General features: G+C 42.8%; 15 protein-coding genes and 5 pseudogenes. 8 read left to right on the top strand and 12 right to left on the bottom strand.

Translation table 11 applies throughout. The annotated features are described in order from the left end of the window. Both HC246_RS22375 and HC246_RS22370 read right to left on the bottom strand, forming a co-directional pair. The coding region (locus HC246_RS22375; RefSeq protein ID WP_169365617.1) for a helix-turn-helix domain-containing protein at positions 1–218 on the bottom strand (218 nt) is incomplete at its 3' end. A 316-nt stretch (positions 219–534) separates the two neighbouring features. Beyond that, a protein-coding gene (locus tag HC246_RS22370; protein ID WP_169361945.1) for an IS1 family transposase occupies positions 535–1,223 on the bottom strand; the annotation gives its coding sequence in 2 pieces (ribosomal slippage) (positions 535–888 and positions 891–1,223; 687 coding nt in all). 121 nt (positions 1,224–1,344) lie between these two features. Between HC246_RS22370 and cas1 the strand changes: the two are divergent. The 3 genes and pseudogenes from cas1 to HC246_RS22355 form a co-directional block, all read left to right on the top strand. After that, positions 1,345–2,127, top strand: a pseudogene (gene cas1, locus HC246_RS22365) (CRISPR-associated endonuclease Cas1); the annotation flags it as partial. A gap of 1 nt (position 2,128) precedes the next feature. Beyond that, positions 2,129–2,403: pseudogene (gene cas2, locus HC246_RS27070) on the top strand (CRISPR-associated endonuclease Cas2). Between the two features lie 68 nt (positions 2,404–2,471). Continuing rightward, positions 2,472–2,861 carry a four helix bundle protein gene (locus HC246_RS22355; RefSeq protein WP_169365616.1) on the top strand — a complete coding sequence of 130 codons (390 nt, stop codon included), beginning with the start codon at positions 2,472–2,474 and terminating at the stop codon, positions 2,859–2,861. A gap of 42 nt (positions 2,862–2,903) precedes the next feature. On the opposite strand, the pseudogene HC246_RS22350 reads toward HC246_RS22355, so the two are convergent. After that, positions 2,904–3,808 (bottom strand): annotated as a pseudogene (locus HC246_RS22350) (IS982 family transposase). 152 nt (positions 3,809–3,960) lie between these two features. Here HC246_RS22350 and queD point away from each other — a divergent pair. Together queD and HC246_RS22340 are read left to right on the top strand one after the other, a co-directional pair. Continuing rightward, entirely contained in the window at positions 3,961–4,359 is a 399-nt protein-coding gene (gene queD, locus HC246_RS22345) for a 6-carboxytetrahydropterin synthase QueD (protein ID WP_169365615.1), read from the top strand. A 182-nt stretch (positions 4,360–4,541) separates the two neighbouring features. Beyond that, positions 4,542–6,092 carry an AAA family ATPase gene (locus HC246_RS22340; RefSeq protein WP_169365652.1) on the top strand — a complete coding sequence of 517 codons (1,551 nt, stop codon included), beginning with the start codon at positions 4,542–4,544 and terminating at the stop codon, positions 6,090–6,092. Positions 6,093–6,185: 93 nt separating this feature from the next. On the opposite strand, the gene HC246_RS22335 is transcribed toward HC246_RS22340, so the two are convergent. The 6 genes and pseudogenes from HC246_RS22335 to HC246_RS22315 all read right to left on the bottom strand — a co-directional run bounded on the left by HC246_RS22335 (position 6,186) and on the right by HC246_RS22315 (position 11,499). Then, a complete protein-coding gene (locus tag HC246_RS22335; RefSeq protein ID WP_169365614.1) occupies positions 6,186–8,216 on the bottom strand; it encodes an alpha-amylase family glycosyl hydrolase in 2,031 nt (676 codons plus the stop codon). A 359-nt stretch (positions 8,217–8,575) separates the two neighbouring features. Then, a complete protein-coding gene (locus HC246_RS26100) occupies positions 8,576–9,544 on the bottom strand; it encodes a hypothetical protein (RefSeq protein ID WP_225903080.1) in 969 nt (322 codons plus the stop codon). 78 nt (positions 9,545–9,622) lie between these two features. Beyond that, a pseudogene (locus tag HC246_RS27065) lies at positions 9,623–10,003 on the bottom strand (pentapeptide repeat-containing protein); the annotation flags it as partial. Between the two features lie 84 nt (positions 10,004–10,087). After that, positions 10,088–10,636 (bottom strand): annotated as a pseudogene (locus HC246_RS22325) (IS630 family transposase); the annotation flags it as partial. Between the two features lie 29 nt (positions 10,637–10,665). Further along, positions 10,666–11,034, bottom strand: coding sequence for a helix-turn-helix domain-containing protein (locus HC246_RS22320; RefSeq protein ID WP_169365613.1), 369 nt, complete (start codon positions 11,032–11,034; stop codon positions 10,666–10,668). Positions 11,035–11,037: 3 nt separating this feature from the next. Next, positions 11,038–11,499: a hypothetical protein gene (locus HC246_RS22315; RefSeq protein ID WP_169365612.1), complete on the bottom strand. Its 462-nt coding sequence runs from the start codon at positions 11,497–11,499 to the stop codon at positions 11,038–11,040. 19 nt (positions 11,500–11,518) lie between these two features. Here HC246_RS22315 and HC246_RS22310 point away from each other — a divergent pair, with 19 nt between their 5' ends. Further along, positions 11,519–12,730 carry an IS256 family transposase gene (locus tag HC246_RS22310; protein ID WP_169365611.1) on the top strand — a complete coding sequence of 404 codons (1,212 nt, stop codon included), beginning with the start codon at positions 11,519–11,521 and terminating at the stop codon, positions 12,728–12,730. Positions 12,731–12,939: 209 nt separating this feature from the next. On the opposite strand, the gene HC246_RS22305 is transcribed toward HC246_RS22310, so the two are convergent. Continuing rightward, positions 12,940–14,232, bottom strand: a complete 1,293-nt coding sequence (locus HC246_RS22305; RefSeq protein WP_169364169.1) for an NF041680 family putative transposase — start codon at positions 14,230–14,232, stop codon at positions 12,940–12,942. 147 nt (positions 14,233–14,379) lie between these two features. Between HC246_RS22305 and HC246_RS22300 the strand changes: the two genes are divergently transcribed. Beyond that, positions 14,380–15,315: an IS5 family transposase gene (locus HC246_RS22300; protein WP_169364403.1), complete on the top strand. Its 936-nt coding sequence runs from the start codon at positions 14,380–14,382 to the stop codon at positions 15,313–15,315. Next, positions 15,305–15,703: a transposase gene (locus HC246_RS22295; RefSeq protein WP_225903079.1), complete on the top strand. Its 399-nt coding sequence runs from the start codon at positions 15,305–15,307 to the stop codon at positions 15,701–15,703. Before HC246_RS22300 ends, HC246_RS22295 begins: the two co-directional genes overlap by 11 nt. 88 nt (positions 15,704–15,791) lie before the next feature. Here HC246_RS22295 and HC246_RS22290 read toward each other — a convergent pair whose 3' ends face one another. Next, positions 15,792–16,565 carry a dienelactone hydrolase family protein gene (locus HC246_RS22290; protein ID WP_169365610.1) on the bottom strand — a complete coding sequence of 258 codons (774 nt, stop codon included), beginning with the start codon at positions 16,563–16,565 and terminating at the stop codon, positions 15,792–15,794. A gap of 82 nt (positions 16,566–16,647) precedes the next feature. Further along, a complete protein-coding gene (locus HC246_RS22285) occupies positions 16,648–17,757 on the bottom strand; it encodes a sulfonate ABC transporter substrate-binding protein (RefSeq protein WP_169365609.1) in 1,110 nt (369 codons plus the stop codon). Positions 17,758–17,769 lie beyond the last annotated feature (12 nt).

Genomic DNA, 17,769 nt, shown 5'->3' with positions numbered 1-17,769 from the left:
TCTTTGAGTTTGCTTATCCCTCCCTCTTTATAATCTCGTAAATAGTTCAACAGTGTCGGTTCACTGATTCTTAGCAGTTGTATAATTTCCTTGTGCGCGTATTTCTGGCTTTTTAGGTATAGTGCTTCCATTTTTCTCTGCACTCGTGGATGCGGATGATGGAATCTTTCGTAATGCAGCGCATCTATTTCTTCCTTGGTAAATGTTATTCGGAGCATCTTGGAAAAAAGTTAACGTTTCTTCCATCTTTACTCTTATAAAAAATAAAGTCTACCCCCTGTCAAGGTATAGCTGAATATTGCCAAATACTAAAGGGAGAAAGGCGGAAGGTCGAAGAGTGAAAGGAGAAATTAAGAAAGTGGTTTTAGGCGATCAAAACGATCCTATTACTTTATATTTTTCTTCCCTCTTCGATCTTCATTTTTCGATCTTCTTGACAAATGCCCTTTCGATATCAATCAGCGATCGCCCAATCCCCATTGCCTTATCTTCCTATCTGCAAATGACAATGGCGTTGCACAAATGAAGGATGAATCAAGAAAAGGTGGGAATCGATTTGTACTTGAGATAATGAATTAACAGACGAATTGAATACCGCAACATTTGTTCAGATTTTGAATAACATAAAGTTTTGCGATGCAATCTGGCAAGATAATGTCTCAGTCTCGTATTTTCACCCTCAACTCTGGTCATGTAGGTTTTGCTAATAATTTGATCTTCCGAGTTGATAAACATTTTGTAGACACAGTAGCCATCGGTAACCCAGAAATAGCATTGCCAAACCTTAATCAATGTCCATAGAGGTTCAAAGGTTTTGCTACTCCTATCCCCTAATACCCAAGCCAAGATACCTTGGCTAAAATGATTCACCGCAGTCCATAGCCAAATCAAGTTTTTTTTGACCCAACAAAAGTCTGGAGTTCATCCAGTTCACCAACATCAGGAATAGTCTCAATCGGTGGATGTTCTGGTAATTGCTTGGCTGCTTCCTTAACCCAGTTGATGACTGAGTTGTGACTAACATCGGTACATCTCTCAATTTGTCTAAATCCCATGCCGTTGCAGTACATTTTTAGGCATATTTTTTTGACATCTTGGGAATATCCCAGCACTGAGTAATGATCAATGAACTGACGACCGCAATCAGCGCAAATATGATTTTGTTTGTCTCCTCGTTTCCCATTTTTACGAATATGTGTTGAACCACACTTTGGACATTTCATTGTTTTTCATTGCTTAAACTCGTTATCTTTAATATTTACTCATTCATCCCTCATTTATGCAACGCCATGACAATTATTTCCCGACCTGCGGGACTAATGACATTCTCAGTGGTGGTGCGATCGCATATCGGCGGCAAATCAGGCAAAAGTTGAGTATCTATCCCAACAGGTTTTGCATTCCCATGATCCTGTTTTTGTACTCACTCAGGCAAAAAGTATTGTGGCAGGCAAAATCCATAATTCACGGATTGTCTTACAGCGTCTCAATCGCAAACGTAAGACAGAGACGGCAACCCATGCCATCAGCGAACTAGCGGAGTCAATCAAAAATATCCCGACTATTGAATCCGTGGAATCTTTGCTTGGGGTTGAAGGTCATGCGGCAAATTTGTACTTTCAAGCTTTTGCTTCTCTGCTCAATGGCAAATTTGAATTTGAAAAGCGGACTCGTCGCCCACCCACCGATCCAATTAATAGTCTTTTGAGTTTGGGCTATACCCTTCTTTCCCAAAATGTGCACTCGATGATTGAAGCGATCGGTTTGCATACGCACTTTGGTAATTTGCATACGCCACGCCCCAACTTACCTGCCTTGGTTTGTGACTTGATGGAAGAGTTTCGCGCTCCTGTAGTTGATTCGTTTGTAGCTTATTTGATCAATTCTAATATTTTCTCGCCAGAAGATTTTACGCCTCCCGATGCGCGGGGTGGTGTGTATTTACATCCTGATGGACTGAAGCGTTTCTTGAAGCATTGGGAGGAAAAACTGGCGACGGAGGTTGTGCATTTGCATACGGGCTATAAGGTCAGTTATCGACGTTGTATGGAGTTACAGGTTTGGGAATATGTTGCTTGCTTGAGTGGTGAGCAATCGGTGTACCGTCCGATGAAGTGGGATAAATAGGATGTTTTATCTAGTTTGCTATGACATCGTTAATGATCGCCGCCGTACTAAGGTCTCGAACTTTTTGCAGGGCTATGGACTACGGGTGCAGAAGTCGGTATTTGAGTGTGTGCTCCCGATCAGTACAAAACGGTGCAGAAACGTCTTCGCAAGCTGATTAAGGAGCAGGAAGACCAGATCCGTTTTTATCCGATGTCCCCTCGCCATCGACAGTTAGTAAAGATTGTGGGGATGCAACCCGATTTTCATGTTGACGATGTGGCTTTTATTGTCTGAAAAAGTCATGAAGTGCGGCGCGGAGCGCCGCACTTCATTATTCAAAAAAATTACACGTTGAGGTGGTTATGTCACGGGACTTTATTAGTAAGTATCAGGAATTGCGGGTATATCAATTGGCGTTTGAGGCGGCGATGTCTTTGCGTGAATTGGAATATGAGTTACCCGAACGGGAGAAAAATTTGCTGGCTGAACCGATGTTGCTTGCCGCAAGACTAGTTTTTATTCATGTGGCGGCGGCTTGGCATAAACGTTATACTTATCGCGCTTTTATTACAGGTATCAGTGATGCGGCGGCGCAGGCAGCTAAAGCTCAGTCATGGATTGAGTTTGCTGTGACCTGTGGCTATTTCGACGCAGAAAAAGGGCAGGAGATCTATCGTCAATATGATGAGATTATTACGGCTCTAGGGCGGATGTCTGAGAATGCTAATGCTTGGCTGTTGCGAGGTAAATAGTGATGTTGCAGCGCTCTCAGTTAAAAATAACGTGAGTTCGGGTTAAGAGGCAGAGGGTAAAACCCAATCCATATGTAAAGAAGGCTTCTTGGGTTGATGGCAATAAGCAATCAGCCCACAAATGACATTAATCATGGCATTGATGGGACTGCGATGACGAGAATACTTCGACAAGCTCAGTAACCATGTTCAATCTGGGAAATATTTTTGAGTTGGTCAATGATCGCTTCAATAATAGAGCGTTTGCGAGAAAGCAACTTATCAGTCAAGCGCATCAAGCGATTTTTCATATTGCGTTTGGGTTTAGCGAAGAACTCAATGCCAAAATCTTGGAACAGTTGAGATGCTAAGGATTGAGATACATAACCACGGTCAGCAAACACTTTACCAAACATGAATTTGAGCAAATCAGGGATCGGCTTACGGTCATCAACATTGCCTGGAGTAATTTGGATATTCAGCAGTTCACCGCATTCATTAACGAGTAAATGCAGTTTGAAACCAAAGAACCAATCCACTGATGTCTTACCACGGGCTGCTATCCCTTTAAAGACTTTGTGCTGGTGTATCCGTCGATTGTGACAGACATCTAGTGATGTTGAATCTACAAAACTAATACCTGTACATTCGCCAAAACAATATTTCAGGTATATGCACAATGGCATCATTGCTGAACCCATATACTCGACAAACCTGTTGTAGCTTGGTAGTCTGGGAAACTCCTTCTGCCAATATTTGCACACTTGTTTTTGATAGAAATGCTTGAAGTCTCGGTAGTGGTTTTGGTGAAAGGCGATCAGGATCGTCATGATTTCACTCATACTCAGACCTCTTGACCTTTGTCTTTGTTGTAAGCCATTACCCAGCAACATTTGTCGCCATTTTGGTTCAAATATTTTGCAAAAATCATCGACATGGCAGAATAGGGCTTCTAAACTATTAGTCATGGGAGTTACTTCGCTGAACTTGTTTTACTTATTTTCAGCTTATCGGTTTCTCCCTTTTTTTGTCCTTTTCCTTATCCCGAACTCACGTTAAGGAAATAAAAAGGGGACTGGGCACTCAACAACGAACCTAATTCAATCTACTTAATTTTAATATGTGGATAATTTCCAAAGAATTTCGATTTGAAGCAGCCCACAAACTGCCTCACCATGATGGCAAGTGTCAACGTTTACATGGTCATTCATTTGTAGGTAAAGTCTTTCTTAAAAGTGATTCACTACAATCTGATGGATCTCAAGCAGGCATGGTGTTAGATTACGGAATTATTAAAAAGTATCTAGAACCGATGACTGAAAAATATCTTGATCATCATTATCTAAACGAATCTACTAATTTAGAAAATCCAACAAGTGAGGAACTAGCTAGATGGATTTTTAATTACCTTCAAGAAGATGGTCTAGAAAGCTTATACGCTGTCGAAATTCGCGAAACCTGTACATCAGCCTGCACTTATTTCGGCGGAAACAATGATTATTACAGCATTGTTAAGTAAAAAAAGCCAAAATTGTCTCAGAGTAGTCTTAGAACAGATAGTTGTCACTTATTTGTTATTAAATTTATATGAATAAGTATAAATATTTATTCTTGTTGACGTGTTTTCAAGATTTGAGGGTTTTGCTTGGCGCGTTGTTATATATTGAAGGGGTATCTCTGCCCGTTAGTTTAGTTGTCGTCATGCCCAAATGGTTTAATACTGCTGGTCCTTGTAAGCCTGACATTCACTACATGTTGTCAGCTACTGACCGCTTACCTGAAATCAAACAACTAATTGCTCAGGAAAACTATTTTGTGATCCATGCGCCAAGACAGGTGGGTAAGACTACAGCTATGTTGGCACTTGCCCAAGAGCTAACTGCCAGTGGTCAATATACGGCGGTGATGCTTTCCTTAGAGGTGGGAGCAGTTTTTTCGGATGAGCCTGATTTAGCGGAAAAAGCTATTTTAGATGAGTGGAAAGACTCGGCACAATTTCGCTTGCCTCCTGAGTTGCAGCCACCAGATTGGACTACGGGAGAAGCTGGTCGTCAGATTGGCTCGTTTTTGAGTACATGGTCTAGAAAGTCATTACGCCCTTTAGTGGTATTTTTAGACGAGATTGATGCCCTCAGTGATAAGACTTTGGTTTCTGTGCTGCGCCAGATTCGCTCAGGCTTTCCCAATCGTCCACAGGGATTTCCGCAGTCATTAGCACTGGTGGGGATGCGCGATGTACGGGATTATAAGTATGCTTCAGGTGGGAGCGATCGCCTAAATACTTCTAGCCCCTTTAATATCAAAGTGCGTTCCTTTACTCTGAGTAACTTTACCCTTGAGGATGTGCGGAATCTTTATCAGCAGCATACGGATGCAACGGGGCAGGTGTTTACCCCCGAAGCAGTTGATTTGGCTTTTCATTTGACACAAGGACAACCTTGGTTGGTCAATGCGATCGCCAAGGAAATTGTGGAATATATTACGAAAGATCCTGCGATTCCCATTACTCCTGATTTAGTGAATCAAGCGAAGGAACTTCTGATTAAGAGACAGGATACGCATCTGGATAGCCTTGCGGAAAGATTGCGAGAAGATAGAGTGAGGGCAATCATTCAACCAATTTTATCGGGATTAGAGCTGGGAGATACTCCCGATGACGATCGCCGCTACTTGTTGGATTTGGGGTTAGTGGTGCGGAGTCAGGAAGGCGGATTAAAGATTGCGAATCCTATCTATCAAGAAGTAATTCCGAGAGTTTTATCTCAAGGGGTGCAGGATAGTCTGCCGATGATTCAACCTAGCTGGTTAAATCCTGATGGAAGTCTCAATGCTCAAGTCCTACTTGATGCTTTTCTCAAATTCTGGCGGCAACATGGTGAGCCATTGTTCAAGAGTGCCAACTATCCAGAAATTGCACCACATTTGGTGATGATGGCATTTTTACATCGAGTGGTTAATGGCAATGGTACTTTGGAAAGGGAATATGCTATTGGTTCGGGTAAGATGGATATCTGTTTGCGCTATGGTAAACAAACTATGGCAATGGAATTGAAGGTTTGGGCGGATAAAAGACCTGATCCACTTAAGGAAGGTTTGCCGCAGATCGATAAGTATTTGTCGGGGTTGAGTTTGGATACGGGTTGGTTGGTGATCTTTGATCGCCGTTCTGGTTTGCCGCCGCTAAGCGATCGCACTACAACTGAAAATGTCATTAGTCCTGCTGGTCGAGAAATCATCGTTATTCGGGGATAGATGACCAATGCTGACAAATCATATTGTTGCTAGCTTGTCCAGAAGCTAGCTTTATTGGTTTACAGTACTCCCAAAAAACATAATTAAAAGATACTAAACTACGGTATATACCTTTGCCTCCCAGGGAAAGATTGGTTCTTTACCAGCAAATGAGTTAGGCACATCCCTCTCTTGCGTTATTTCTCGCCATTTTTTACCTGATGGCAGGTTAGGCCAGTTGGGAATAACATATTGGGAATTAGGATTAAGAGGATCGGCAGTCCCCCAATCAGAAAAATTAGCGACAACGACAACAATATTATCCCCAGAACCTCGCTTCCAAACTAAGACACGTTTGCCTTGATTGAAATCTAAATGGATGAAGTTATTATCGTTCACTGCCAATGCCTTTGAAGTAGTACGAAATTTCACGAGTCGGGCAACATAGTAAAAAACGCGCTTTCTCCAATCATCATCAAGACGAGAGGAGTTGACAGGATCGACCTGTTTTCTGTCGGACTTATCTTTGACATCCTTGGAAAATATATCATTATCCATCTGATCCGCAAATTCATCTCCCGCCAAAATCATGGGGATGCCTACTGCTGTTAACAGACAAACAAATGCCAATTTTATTCGCTTTTCCTTGTCAAAAACTCGATTAAAATCGAGGTAACTGTAGAGCCGCTCAGCACCTTCCCCCTCAACATCATGGGAAGTGATATAGTTAATCACCTGAGAGCCGTCTGTAAAGCCAAGATTTAGATTGCGGCAGTCAATCATTTTGCGAATTGAAGTTTCAAAACTTTCGCCGCCATAACTTTTACCGACAACGGCTGGTTTGACTCGGTTTTTAAAGTCTTCGTTCCAAAAACTATCTAACCGCTTTTGATCGAGCATTGCCCTCTGGAAGCCAATACTTTCTCCAATAACCAAGAAATTATCATCTCGACCACCACGCTCTTTCCAGAGAGAACGAGAGAAATCTTTGACTTCCTGAAGAAAGTCGTAGTTCTTAATGTTATTGACACTATCTAGACGTAAACCATCCACGCGATAATATGTCATCCAGTGAAAGAGATAGGCTTTAAGGAAAGCACGAGACGGGAATAGATTATCTATCTTGCTACCACTCAAGGGATCGTAGCCCGATGTCTGGAAGTTATATTTAATCAGATCTCCCCCAAAACCATCCCGACCATCTTGTTCTGGATCGCCACTACCTGACTTAACAAAAAAATCTAGGAAGTTAATATTTCGGATGGCAGTTCCACTCGAAAAAGCCATAACAGTGTCTTTGAAAAAGCGGATACTTTTTTCGTGGCAGGTTTTAATCAACTCAACCAAATCAAGTGATGCTGAAGGTGATTTTGAGGCGGCAGGAAATCCCAGATCATAATCAGCCGCAAAAAAGTTTGATGTTCCGTAACCCCAATTGTCAACCTGATTGCTGTCGGCGGGAGGTAACAATTCTAGGGCATTGGTTCCTAGTTCAAGTAAATGGGCACGATTATTGAGAGCAGCCACTGTTGGGAAAGTTGTACTTGATAACTCAGGAACCAGTAGGGCTAAAGCATCTTGAAATGTACCATTCCCGATCTCAATAGTGTTGCGAGAGGTAACACGAGTCCAGCGCGTTGGCAGTTCATAGATGACAAGACTATTGTTGGATGGCAGTAACGATGGCGAAGGGTCATTCGTCCAGTCTACGACCCTGCCATCAGGATCGCAAGGGGTTAATTTGCCTCCTTGATGGAGAATAACGCTAGCTGGATCGAAATCGGTAATTCCTGTCTTTCCTGCTGTGACATTTTGAGGTATGGGAGCGCGGGTGCGGCGATCAATTGTATAGGCAGTGGGATCGGTACAATAAAGTACCTGATTGAAACTCGCTAAACTGTAGGGATCGGTGTTGCGAACCTTGAACCAGTAAAAATAAACCTGATTTTCTTCGAGGTTGCAATTAGCAACATCCACTTCCCATAATTCAGGAAACGAAGGAGAAGGAGTGAGGGTAATCTCTTGAAATTGGCTAATTGACTCGGTACTTTTGCCGATAAAGAGAGTTGGGGGTATGTCTATCGCGCCAGGTCGCCACAGGATAAAGTGGGTTTCTTTTCGTCTTAATAAATCTACCTTTGACATAGTTTAAAACTTTGCGACGCTATAGGTAATATTAAACAAAACTTAAAATTCTAATTGCAGTAGTAGTCAAACCTTAAATGTAAGTTTTAAGTTAGTATTATACAAACATAAAATTAACAGCAATCTAAGATATTTGCAAGAATTTTAAAAGTAGTCATAGGGTAAAAGTGCATATTTGTTAACAATCTTGCGAGGAAATACTTTTAAACAAAGGAGTGTTTTGAGCGCCATTATGAATATGTGCAACACCATATCAGCAGTTACTACTTAATCCCCTACTACTGAGCTTCTTTTATTTTGATTGGGAATGGCATGTAAATAGTAAGATCATTCCTTCTTTAAAATTGATACTTTGACAACTATGACAAGCCTAGAATTTTCGTAATGAGAGGTAATAGTTTTGTTCCTGATTCGACGAGTTTTGTGACATCAGGTAAACTAGCGATCGTTCCTTTCAAGATTTTTACAGCGGTCTTGGCTAACTTTTGTAAGGTGCTATCTTCGGGCTTTTGTCCAGACTCAGCGAGGACTTTTACTTGTTCTAGAGCTTCTACTTTATCTTCTTCATTTAGCTCAGATTCAGATTCGATTAGAGATTGCAGTTGAATTAGCAGATCCTTGAGACTGGGTTCATTGGGATCGGTGGTATCGGGAAGTTGGCTAATGGTGTTGGTGACATTGCCACTAATTGCTCCTAGAGCAACACCTGTCATTGTTTGATTTTCACCCGCAGCAGCAATGCCGCTTATGTTGCCTTGGACACTACTGATGCTAACGTTGCCTTTATTTTCTTGTGCCATGTTGAATTCTCCTTGGTTTTGATAGGTCTCTACATAAAATTTAGGCTGACTGATGGCATTTTCTAATAATTTTTCTAAACTACGAATGCGTTCGTCTTTTTCTTCAATGCCTGTTAAGAGGGCTTGCATATCACTATAGGGCAGAGACTTAATTTGTTTGTATTTGGCAAAGTATTCGGCATTAAGGGCTGACCTGTTGGTGTCTCCTGTGACCTTGGCTTGCAAGCGAATTTTTTCATTGCCTCTTCCTTCGAGGGCAATTACTTCTAGTTCTGCTTCAGGATGCTGTTCGATCAGTTGTTTGAGAGCGATCGCAGCGGCGCTAGGGTCGATACCTTCGTAGTGAAATAGGTCGAGGGTTTTGAATTTAATGCCGACTTCGCGCAGGTCGAGGTTTTGGGTTTGGTAGAGGTCGAGGGTTTTGATGATGGGGGCAATGAAGTCCGCAAAATCACCTTCTTTAAAATTTTCCTTTTTATTGTCAGGTTTGCGACAGGGATCGGGATCGGCTGCGGTGGGTAGCTGCATGAAGATGTAATCGCATTTGATGTTATCGAGATTGGTATATGTGGAAATGCCCCAATTTTCGATATAGGCTCCTGTTAAGCAAGTGCCTGAGAGATTAGCTTGGTATAGCTGAGTTTTGACGAGTCTTGCACCTGTGAGGTTGGCGTTTTCGAGGGTGGCTTCGCTGAGGTCTGCACCGATGAAGAAGGCATCCTTGAGATTTGCGTCTTTTAAGTTTAATCCGTGGAGGTTGAGATGCTCGAAGTGTTTACCTTGTCCGTCTTTGGTAATCGCTAGTTCACGGATTTGAGGATCTTCGAGATAGGTGCGATCGCAACGGGCTTGTTCTAGTTGTTTAGCTAAGTGCCAGTTGGTACGGGTTAGGTTTGCTTGGCGGAAGTCGGCACTTTTGAGGGTAGCTTCTGTAAAGTTTGCATCGGTGAGGTTGGCGCGACGAAATTTGGTTCCACCTTGGGAGATGGCGGCGATCGCTATGGATTGAATGAGGGTGTATTTTCTGTTTCCTTGGATGGCTTGGCAACCGACATACAGTCCATTGAGGGATCAAGTAGCACAGTAACAACACTTAGTAAACCAATTTTTGAAGAAATCCTTTTCTAACAAGTAAGGGAAAATGTTGATTAAATGCTGAAGTAGTTTATGAGACTGAGGTCTAAGCAATCGAATAAAATATTTGAGAAGCGACCACATCATCTCAATGGGATTAAAATCAGGAGAATAGGTGGGTAAGTACAAAATCTTAGCGCCTGTCTCTGTAATTGCTTTTGTGACCCCCTCAACTTTATGGCAGTTGAGGTTATCCATGATTATCCTATGTTCAGGACGTAATTTAGGCACTAGGTCATCTCGGACAAAGGTGAGAAAATCTGCTCCTTTCATAGAACCCTGAATCTTTTTCAGGCAAACAATACCATCAACTGAAATAGCGCCAATTATTGTGTATTTCTGACCTTTGTAAAAGGGACGATGACTGAATACTCTTTTGCCGCGCTCACTTCTTGCCACAGAGCGTTCCATCCCCTGCCATATTCCTGTTTCATCAATACAAATCAGATCTTCAGCTTTCACCTCATTCAATGCTTCCCAAAATTCACATCTTTGCTGTTGTACTGCCTCACTTTTTACCTTTTCATGGCGATAGGTCTTTTTTTTAGAGTGATGTTATGCCTCTGGAAAAATCGGCACATACTGCCAGTGGTCACGGATACTCCTGTTTGTTTTGCTACTTCCTCACAGTACTGCCATAGTGTCCAATCTGGATGCTCTGTCACAATTTCGAGGATTTTCTCTCGATGGACTTCGAGGGGACTTTTGATTGGACTACCTAATGGTTTGTGGTTTAGTTCTCCTGTCTCTCGGTATCGATTCAGCAGTGTTTGCACTGTTTTCGTCGCCACTTGAAATTGCTTCGCTACTTCCCGAATCGATGTATTTCCTGCTTCGTAGGTTGCTACGATCTTTTCTCTGAGATCTAGTGAGTAAGGTGCCATTTTTTACTCTCTTTTTTGTTCTGCTATCTTATCTTGTACTACCCTTTCCCTCAATAGACTGTATGTGCCTGATGCTATGACGGTAATGGCGATGAGGCTAGACACGATATAGGATGTGTCGTTGGCTCCGCCTAGGATCACGCCGAAGATAATGCCTAAGAGGGCGATGATGCTTGTAAAGATTAAGGCTCCGCGCCACATTAGCGATCGCGCGATCGCCACGGCAATGGACATATTGGCAATGCCTGCGATCGTTCCTGCTAGGGATAGGGCAGTGAATTGTGCGCCGAAGGCGAGGATTGCTCCTGTTGTGGTGGATGGTAAGAAGGCGCTGGTGACAATGGCTCCACAGGCAAGGGTTTCGAGAAGGATAGCGAGGGTTGCACCGATGCCTCGTAGGTAGAGAGAGTGTAAAGTAATCTGTGTAAAGTCTAGGAAGTATACAGAGAGATAATCAAGACACACAATAACTAACACCCAAAAGATGAATATACGCAAAGAATTGCTAAACGAATTGTTGCAAGAATGTAAAACTCCACCTGACCTATTCGGAGAAGGAGGAATCCTGAAGCAACTGACGACCGCGTTGGTGGAACGGGCGTTGGAAGCAGAGCTATCAAACCATCTTGGCTACGGCAAACATGAACCCAGACCAGAAGGACAAACCAACAGTCGCAATGGTTATAGCCAGAAAAAAGTCCAAGGGGACTTTGGCGTAGCAGAAATTGCAGTACCGCGAGATCGCAGTGGTGAGTTTGAACCACATCTGGTGAAGAAAGGACAAAGCCGCTTGTCAGGACTAGATGAAAAAATCATTGCTCTCTACGCACGAGGCATGAGTGTCAGGGATATTCAAGCCCAGTTGCAGGAAATGTATGGAGTCGAAGTATCACCGACATTAATCTCCAATGTCACTGATGCCGTGATTGATGAGGTAAAGCAATGGCAAAATCGTCCCCTTGATGCGGTCTATCCAATCGTATTTCTGGACTGTCTGGTCATTAAAGTCCGAGACAATGGCAGGGTAATTAATAAGTCCCTGTACTTTGCCTTGGCGGTGAATATGGATGGGTACAAGGAATTACTGGGTATGTGGATTTCTCCCAATGAAGGTGCGAAATTCTGGCTGTCAGTACTGACCGAAATTCACAACCGTGGCATCAAAGATATTTTGATTGCATGTGTCGATGGCTTGACTGGTTTCCCTAATGCCATTGAGACGGTATTTCCGAAAACTCAGGTGCAGTTATGCATTGTCCACATGGTCAGGAATTCAGTCGCTTTTGTACCTTGGCAACAGCGCAAGCAAGTTTGTGCTGACCTCAAGGCTATTTATAGCGCTGCAACGGAGTCGGAGGCTGAGTTTAACCTTGAGTTGTTTGCTGAAAAGTGGGACAAGCAATATCCATCAATCTCCAAGTCTTGGCGTAGTCATTGGGCGAACATTATCCCCTTCTTTGCTTTCTCCACTGAGATTCGTAGGGCGATTTATACCACCAATGCCATTGAGTCGATGAATAGCAGTTTGCGGAAGGTGATTAAGTCTCAACAGATTTTTCCGACCGACGAAGCTGCTTTCAAGCTGGTTTATTTGGCAATGCGGAATATTTCTAAGAAATGGACGATGCCCATTCGTGACTGGAAACCTGCACTCAATCGCTTTGCTATCCTTTTCGAGGATCGTCTCCACTTCTAGTTTCTAGACTTTACACACTTTGCTTGACAATCTCAGTCTTTGGCGCTCTCGTATGCCCAGCAAATGTTGGCGAGAGAGCAGGAGCGATGAGACTATTACTGGAGTTTAGACTAAGTTGATTGAGATAATCAGAAAAAGAGCAGGAAAAAACAACTCAGAGAATGAAGAACTGAGCAAAACCAAGAGAAAGAAAACGAGAATATTGAGGATTAGGAATTAGGGTTGTCTTTGTTGGTCTTTTTTGGACGAGAAGGACGTTTTTTGATGATGGGAAAGCGAGGAAAAGGAGAGCGCTTACGCCCAGATTGCCAACCAAGAGACTTACCGCGAGGTTTCGGAGAACAAGCAGGAGAGCCAATCCTAACTAAAAGTGTCGCAAAGCCCTGAGCGACCCGACCAAAGGTGAGATTAGTTTGAGGCTTCTGCCAAGGTAAAGGATTATCAATGACCAGTTTTCGAGCGAGCCACAATTGCCAAGAGAGTAAAGGCATGAGGTCACTCCAGCGCAAAGCTTGTTGAGGAGTCAGTAATTGTGGCAGAGTCCAATGTAAACGCTGTTTGGCAAAGCGATACCAATGGTCGATGGCAAAACGACGTAAGTACAAGCGCCAAATTTGCTCTAAAGATGGCATTTGCTCACCCACCCAAGCTAACCACAAACCAGAGCAATGGGGATGGGTAACTCGCATAACTTGGAAATGTCGTTGGGATGCTTTTTTAAAGTGTAAATCAGACCATTGCTGGATTTGCACTTGTCCAACCGTCTCATCCTCTAAGCTAAAAGTTGCTGATGGCTCTCCCCAACTATCAGACTTGGCAAGTTGGAATTTATCCCCATGCTTACGGGGACGACCACAGCCACTATAGGGAGCAGGGACTTTGTATAAGCATCGGTTAGGACGTAGACGCAGCAGTAAGTCTGCGGGGATATCCTCTGTCAAATTCATAAAGGCGGCACTGCCATATTCACTGTCATAGGTAGCGATCGGTCTTACCGTTAAATCTCGACATACTTGCCTCAGTTGAAATGTAGCTCTTTGTGCGGCTGTCTCAAAACTACTGATGCGTTCATGACATAACGGAATTGCCCAACTCCCTGTCATTTCTGGTATCCATGCCAAGGTGCTGTAGTCATGCCCTAACATGATCGGTTTGTTCCCTTCAACCAAATTCGGTTGATGCACAAAACTCCTATCTTTTAGAGTTTGGTCATGGGGTCTTTCCCATCCTGTATGGTCTCCTGCTAGCAAGGGTCGTATATCTTTGGGTATTTGTTCGACGCACAGTCCTCTGAGTCTCCCTCGTCTCGGACGGCTATCTTTTAACGATTCATACAAGCTTGACCATTTCCGTCGATACACTGCTGATAATGATAATTCTGCAAATGACTTTACACTTGGACTGGTCAATACTGCATCCATTAGGTCAAATATTGCATCTCGTCCGTTCCCTAAAAATCTATATACCTGTTGACGAAATTCCTGTAGTTTCTCAATAATCATGGCTGTAGATGTGCTTTTTCTTTTTCATCTACTTTAGGCAGTTTGTATCTCTTTTACTCTGCCTTTTTTCCTTTTTTAGGGCGTTGTTGCATAAAAAGGGGAAGAGAAGGTAAATTAGATAAAAATCAGGAGATGGAGTCCCAGCAAATGACACAGAAACATGAGATCCGCAACTGGACAGAGTATAACGCAGGGCTAAAACAAAGAGGAAGCCTGACTTTTTGGATGAGCGAAGAAGTAATTGAAGGATGGTTAAATCAAACATTAAGTGGCAAACGGGGAGCTTCCAAAGATTACAGTGATATAGCAATAGCGACATTTATCACGGTCAAAGCGGTATATCAGCAAGCAGGAAGACAAACGCAAGGACTGTTAGAGTCAATATTTGCCTTGATGGGAATAGATTTACCAGTACCAGACCACAGCACCGTGTCAAGACGGACAGCAAGTTTAAGTGTGACCTTACCAGTAATCCCGAAACAGGGAGCAGTGCATGTAGTAGTTGATTCGACAGGGATCAAAGTATACGGCGAAGGGGAATGGAAAACACGGCAGCATGGAATTAGTAAGAGACGGACATGGCGCAAATTACACCTAGGAGCCGATGAATCAACAGGAGAAATACTGGCTGCGGTCGTCACCACGAATGATTGCCACGATGGAGAAGTACTCGCCGATATTCTCGATGCGATTGATGCTGAAATTGCTCAAGTTTCCGCAGATGGAGCTTATGACCATCGTCATTGTTATGACGAGATTGCCCAACATGGTGCTAAAGCCGTGATTCCTCCGCGCAAAGATGCCAAAATCTGGCAGCATGGCAATACCAATGCTCCACCACATCCGCGTGACCAAAATCTCCGTTATATCCGTAAACATGGGCGTAAAAAATGGAAACGTGACTCAGGTTATCATCGGCGCTCTTTGGCAGAAACTACGATGTTTCGTTTCAAAAAAATCTTTGGTGCTACTTTATGTTCTCGTAAATTTGACAATCAGGCGGTTGAGTTGTTCATCAAATGTGCTGCTCTTAATCGCATGATTCAACTGGCTAAACCTCTCTCCTCTCCTGTTGTTCGTTAATTTTCTAAGATCCTCCATCTTTTGGCTTCTTTTTATTCATGCAACAAAGCCCTTTTTTAGTCTAAACTCCAGACTATTAGCAAATCTCAAGTATCCACTGAGACGCTTACAAAAGATATTAGTTGACAAGGGATTCTCTGGCGAGGATATCACCCAGTGGGTTAAAGACAACTTTAGTTACACTTGGGAAGTAAGCAAACGGGCTGAAGCGCAGAAAGGGTTTGTTGTTGAATCAAAGCGTTGGGTAGTGGAGAGAACCTTCGCTTGGATAGACAAATATCGTAGACTTAGCAAGGACTATGAATTTTATGAGAATATCTCAGAGTCGTTTATTTACATAGCTTTGATCCGAAAAATGCTTAAAAATCTTACTGCTGTCAATTCTTAAATGCTTTCTTATTTTACGTTTTTCAGTCATTATTTTTACCGATTTATAGATAGTTAATGGATGTGGCGCAAAGCGCCATATCCATTAACTAGAGATTTTCTTTAAACAATGCCAAAACGTGATTCCACGCATCTGCTGCGGATTCTGGATGATAGCTACCGCGATGATTGCAGAAGAAACCATGCCCAGCATGAGGATAACGGAACACTTTATGGGGAATCTTTGCTTCTGTTAGCGCCGATTCCACCTTGTCTACATCCGTTAAGGGAATTCCTGTATCCTCTTCGCCAAAGAATGCATAAATTGGCGCTTTGATGTCTTTAGTACGACTAATAGTTGGCTCTCCACCTCCGGGAGTAGAGCTAGGGATACCACCACCGTAGAAGAATGCAGTTGCTTTAATTTCTGGTAATGTCGCTGTTAAATAGACCACATGACCACCAAAGCAAAAGCCGATACTACCGATCGCTTCACCCTTGACATTAGGCAAGTCCTTGAGATAGGCGATCGCCGCTTGAATATCGCTAATTATTTCATCTGCCTTAGTTTTATCCTTCAAACCTCGTCCCACTTGAATATCTTCAGGGGCGTAGGCTGACTCAAAATTGGAAGCCGTGCGTTGAAATAATGCAGGAGCGATCGCCACATATCCCTCCTTAGCTAAGCGTTCTGCAACTTCACGAATGTGAATATTCACACCAAAGATTTCTTGAATTACAATCACGGCAGAAAAATTACCTACGCGATTTGGTTCTGCAAGATAGGCATCAATTAGCAGATCACCATTAGCAATCTTCACGCGAGAAGTCCGAATTGAAGAATTTGCTTGATCTTTCTCTGGATTGACAGTTGCTATAGTCATAGTTTTGGTGAATTTATATTTTGTCCCGCTTAGATTTCCATTTTGTAGATATGGTGCGGGCTTTGTCTGTACCATATCTACTTTAGTTCTTGGAATCCTTCAGAGATTCAGGAGTCATTGCAGCATATTGCTCAGGGGTTAAAGTAACTTCCCTGAGATCGATTTTTTTGGGAATGACTTTTTCTTGCGTAAATAAATCAGCAATCTTTTGCTGGTTTTCAATAATTTGCGGTGAAATTGGTCTTAAGCGATAACTAGCACGACTAGTCACAATTTCTTGAATTTCAGGCTCAATCTTTAAAATGGGAGCGACTAACTTCACTACTTCCGCACGATTAGCTTCCGCCCACTGACCATTTTTATCAATCTCCTCAATTACAATACGGAGCAAGTCGAGATTATCCGTAGTAAAATTACGAGAAGCGATGTAGAAGCCTCCCTGAGTGGCAATTTTATTGGCATCTCTAATAATGCGTCCATTGCCCTTAGTTTCTGCTAGCGCTAGATAAGGATCCCATGTTACCCAAGCATCTATCTTTCCTTGAAAAAATGCTTCTCTCGCTTCTACAGGCGGTAAGGTTACAGGCTGAATATCACTATATTTCAGTCCTACTTCTTCTAAAGCTTTTACAATCAAATAATGGGAAGCAGAACCTTTTTGAAAAACTACTTTCTGTCCTTTCAGATCCGCAACAGTTTTAATAGGTGAATCCTTCTGGACAATAATACCACTACCCCTGCCCTCACTAGGTTTACGAGCTACCACGTATACCAATTGAGAACCTGCTACTTGAGCAAAAATGGGTGGGGTTTCGCCCACTGAGCCAATATCCACCTTACCCACATTTAAGGCTTCCATTAACTGAGGACCTGCTGCAAACTGTGACCACTCGACTTTAACTCCCAAAGGCTCTAGTCGCTTTTCTAACACCCCTCGAACCTTAGTCAAATCTCCAGAGCTTTGATAGCCGATCCGAATTACTTTGGCTTTGATGGCAGTAGGTTTACCTGTATTCGGGGAAGCACTTGTAGCAGGGCTATTGGTAGAAGTGTTGGATGGATCTTGACTAGAAACAATGCTACAACTGCTTAAAACTGTTGATAGAGATAGAAGGCTAGGAGCTATGAGTAACCCGAGTCGTCTCCATAATGGAAATTGAGAATAAGATGATCGTCTTAGATCTGTAATCATGAAAGTCTTGAA

This window comes from Pseudanabaena yagii GIHE-NHR1, from assembly GCF_012863495.1.
Taxonomy (GTDB): Bacteria; Cyanobacteriota; Cyanobacteriia; order Pseudanabaenales; family Pseudanabaenaceae; genus Pseudanabaena; species Pseudanabaena yagii.
This window is presented reverse-complemented; position numbering and strand designations above follow the sequence as displayed.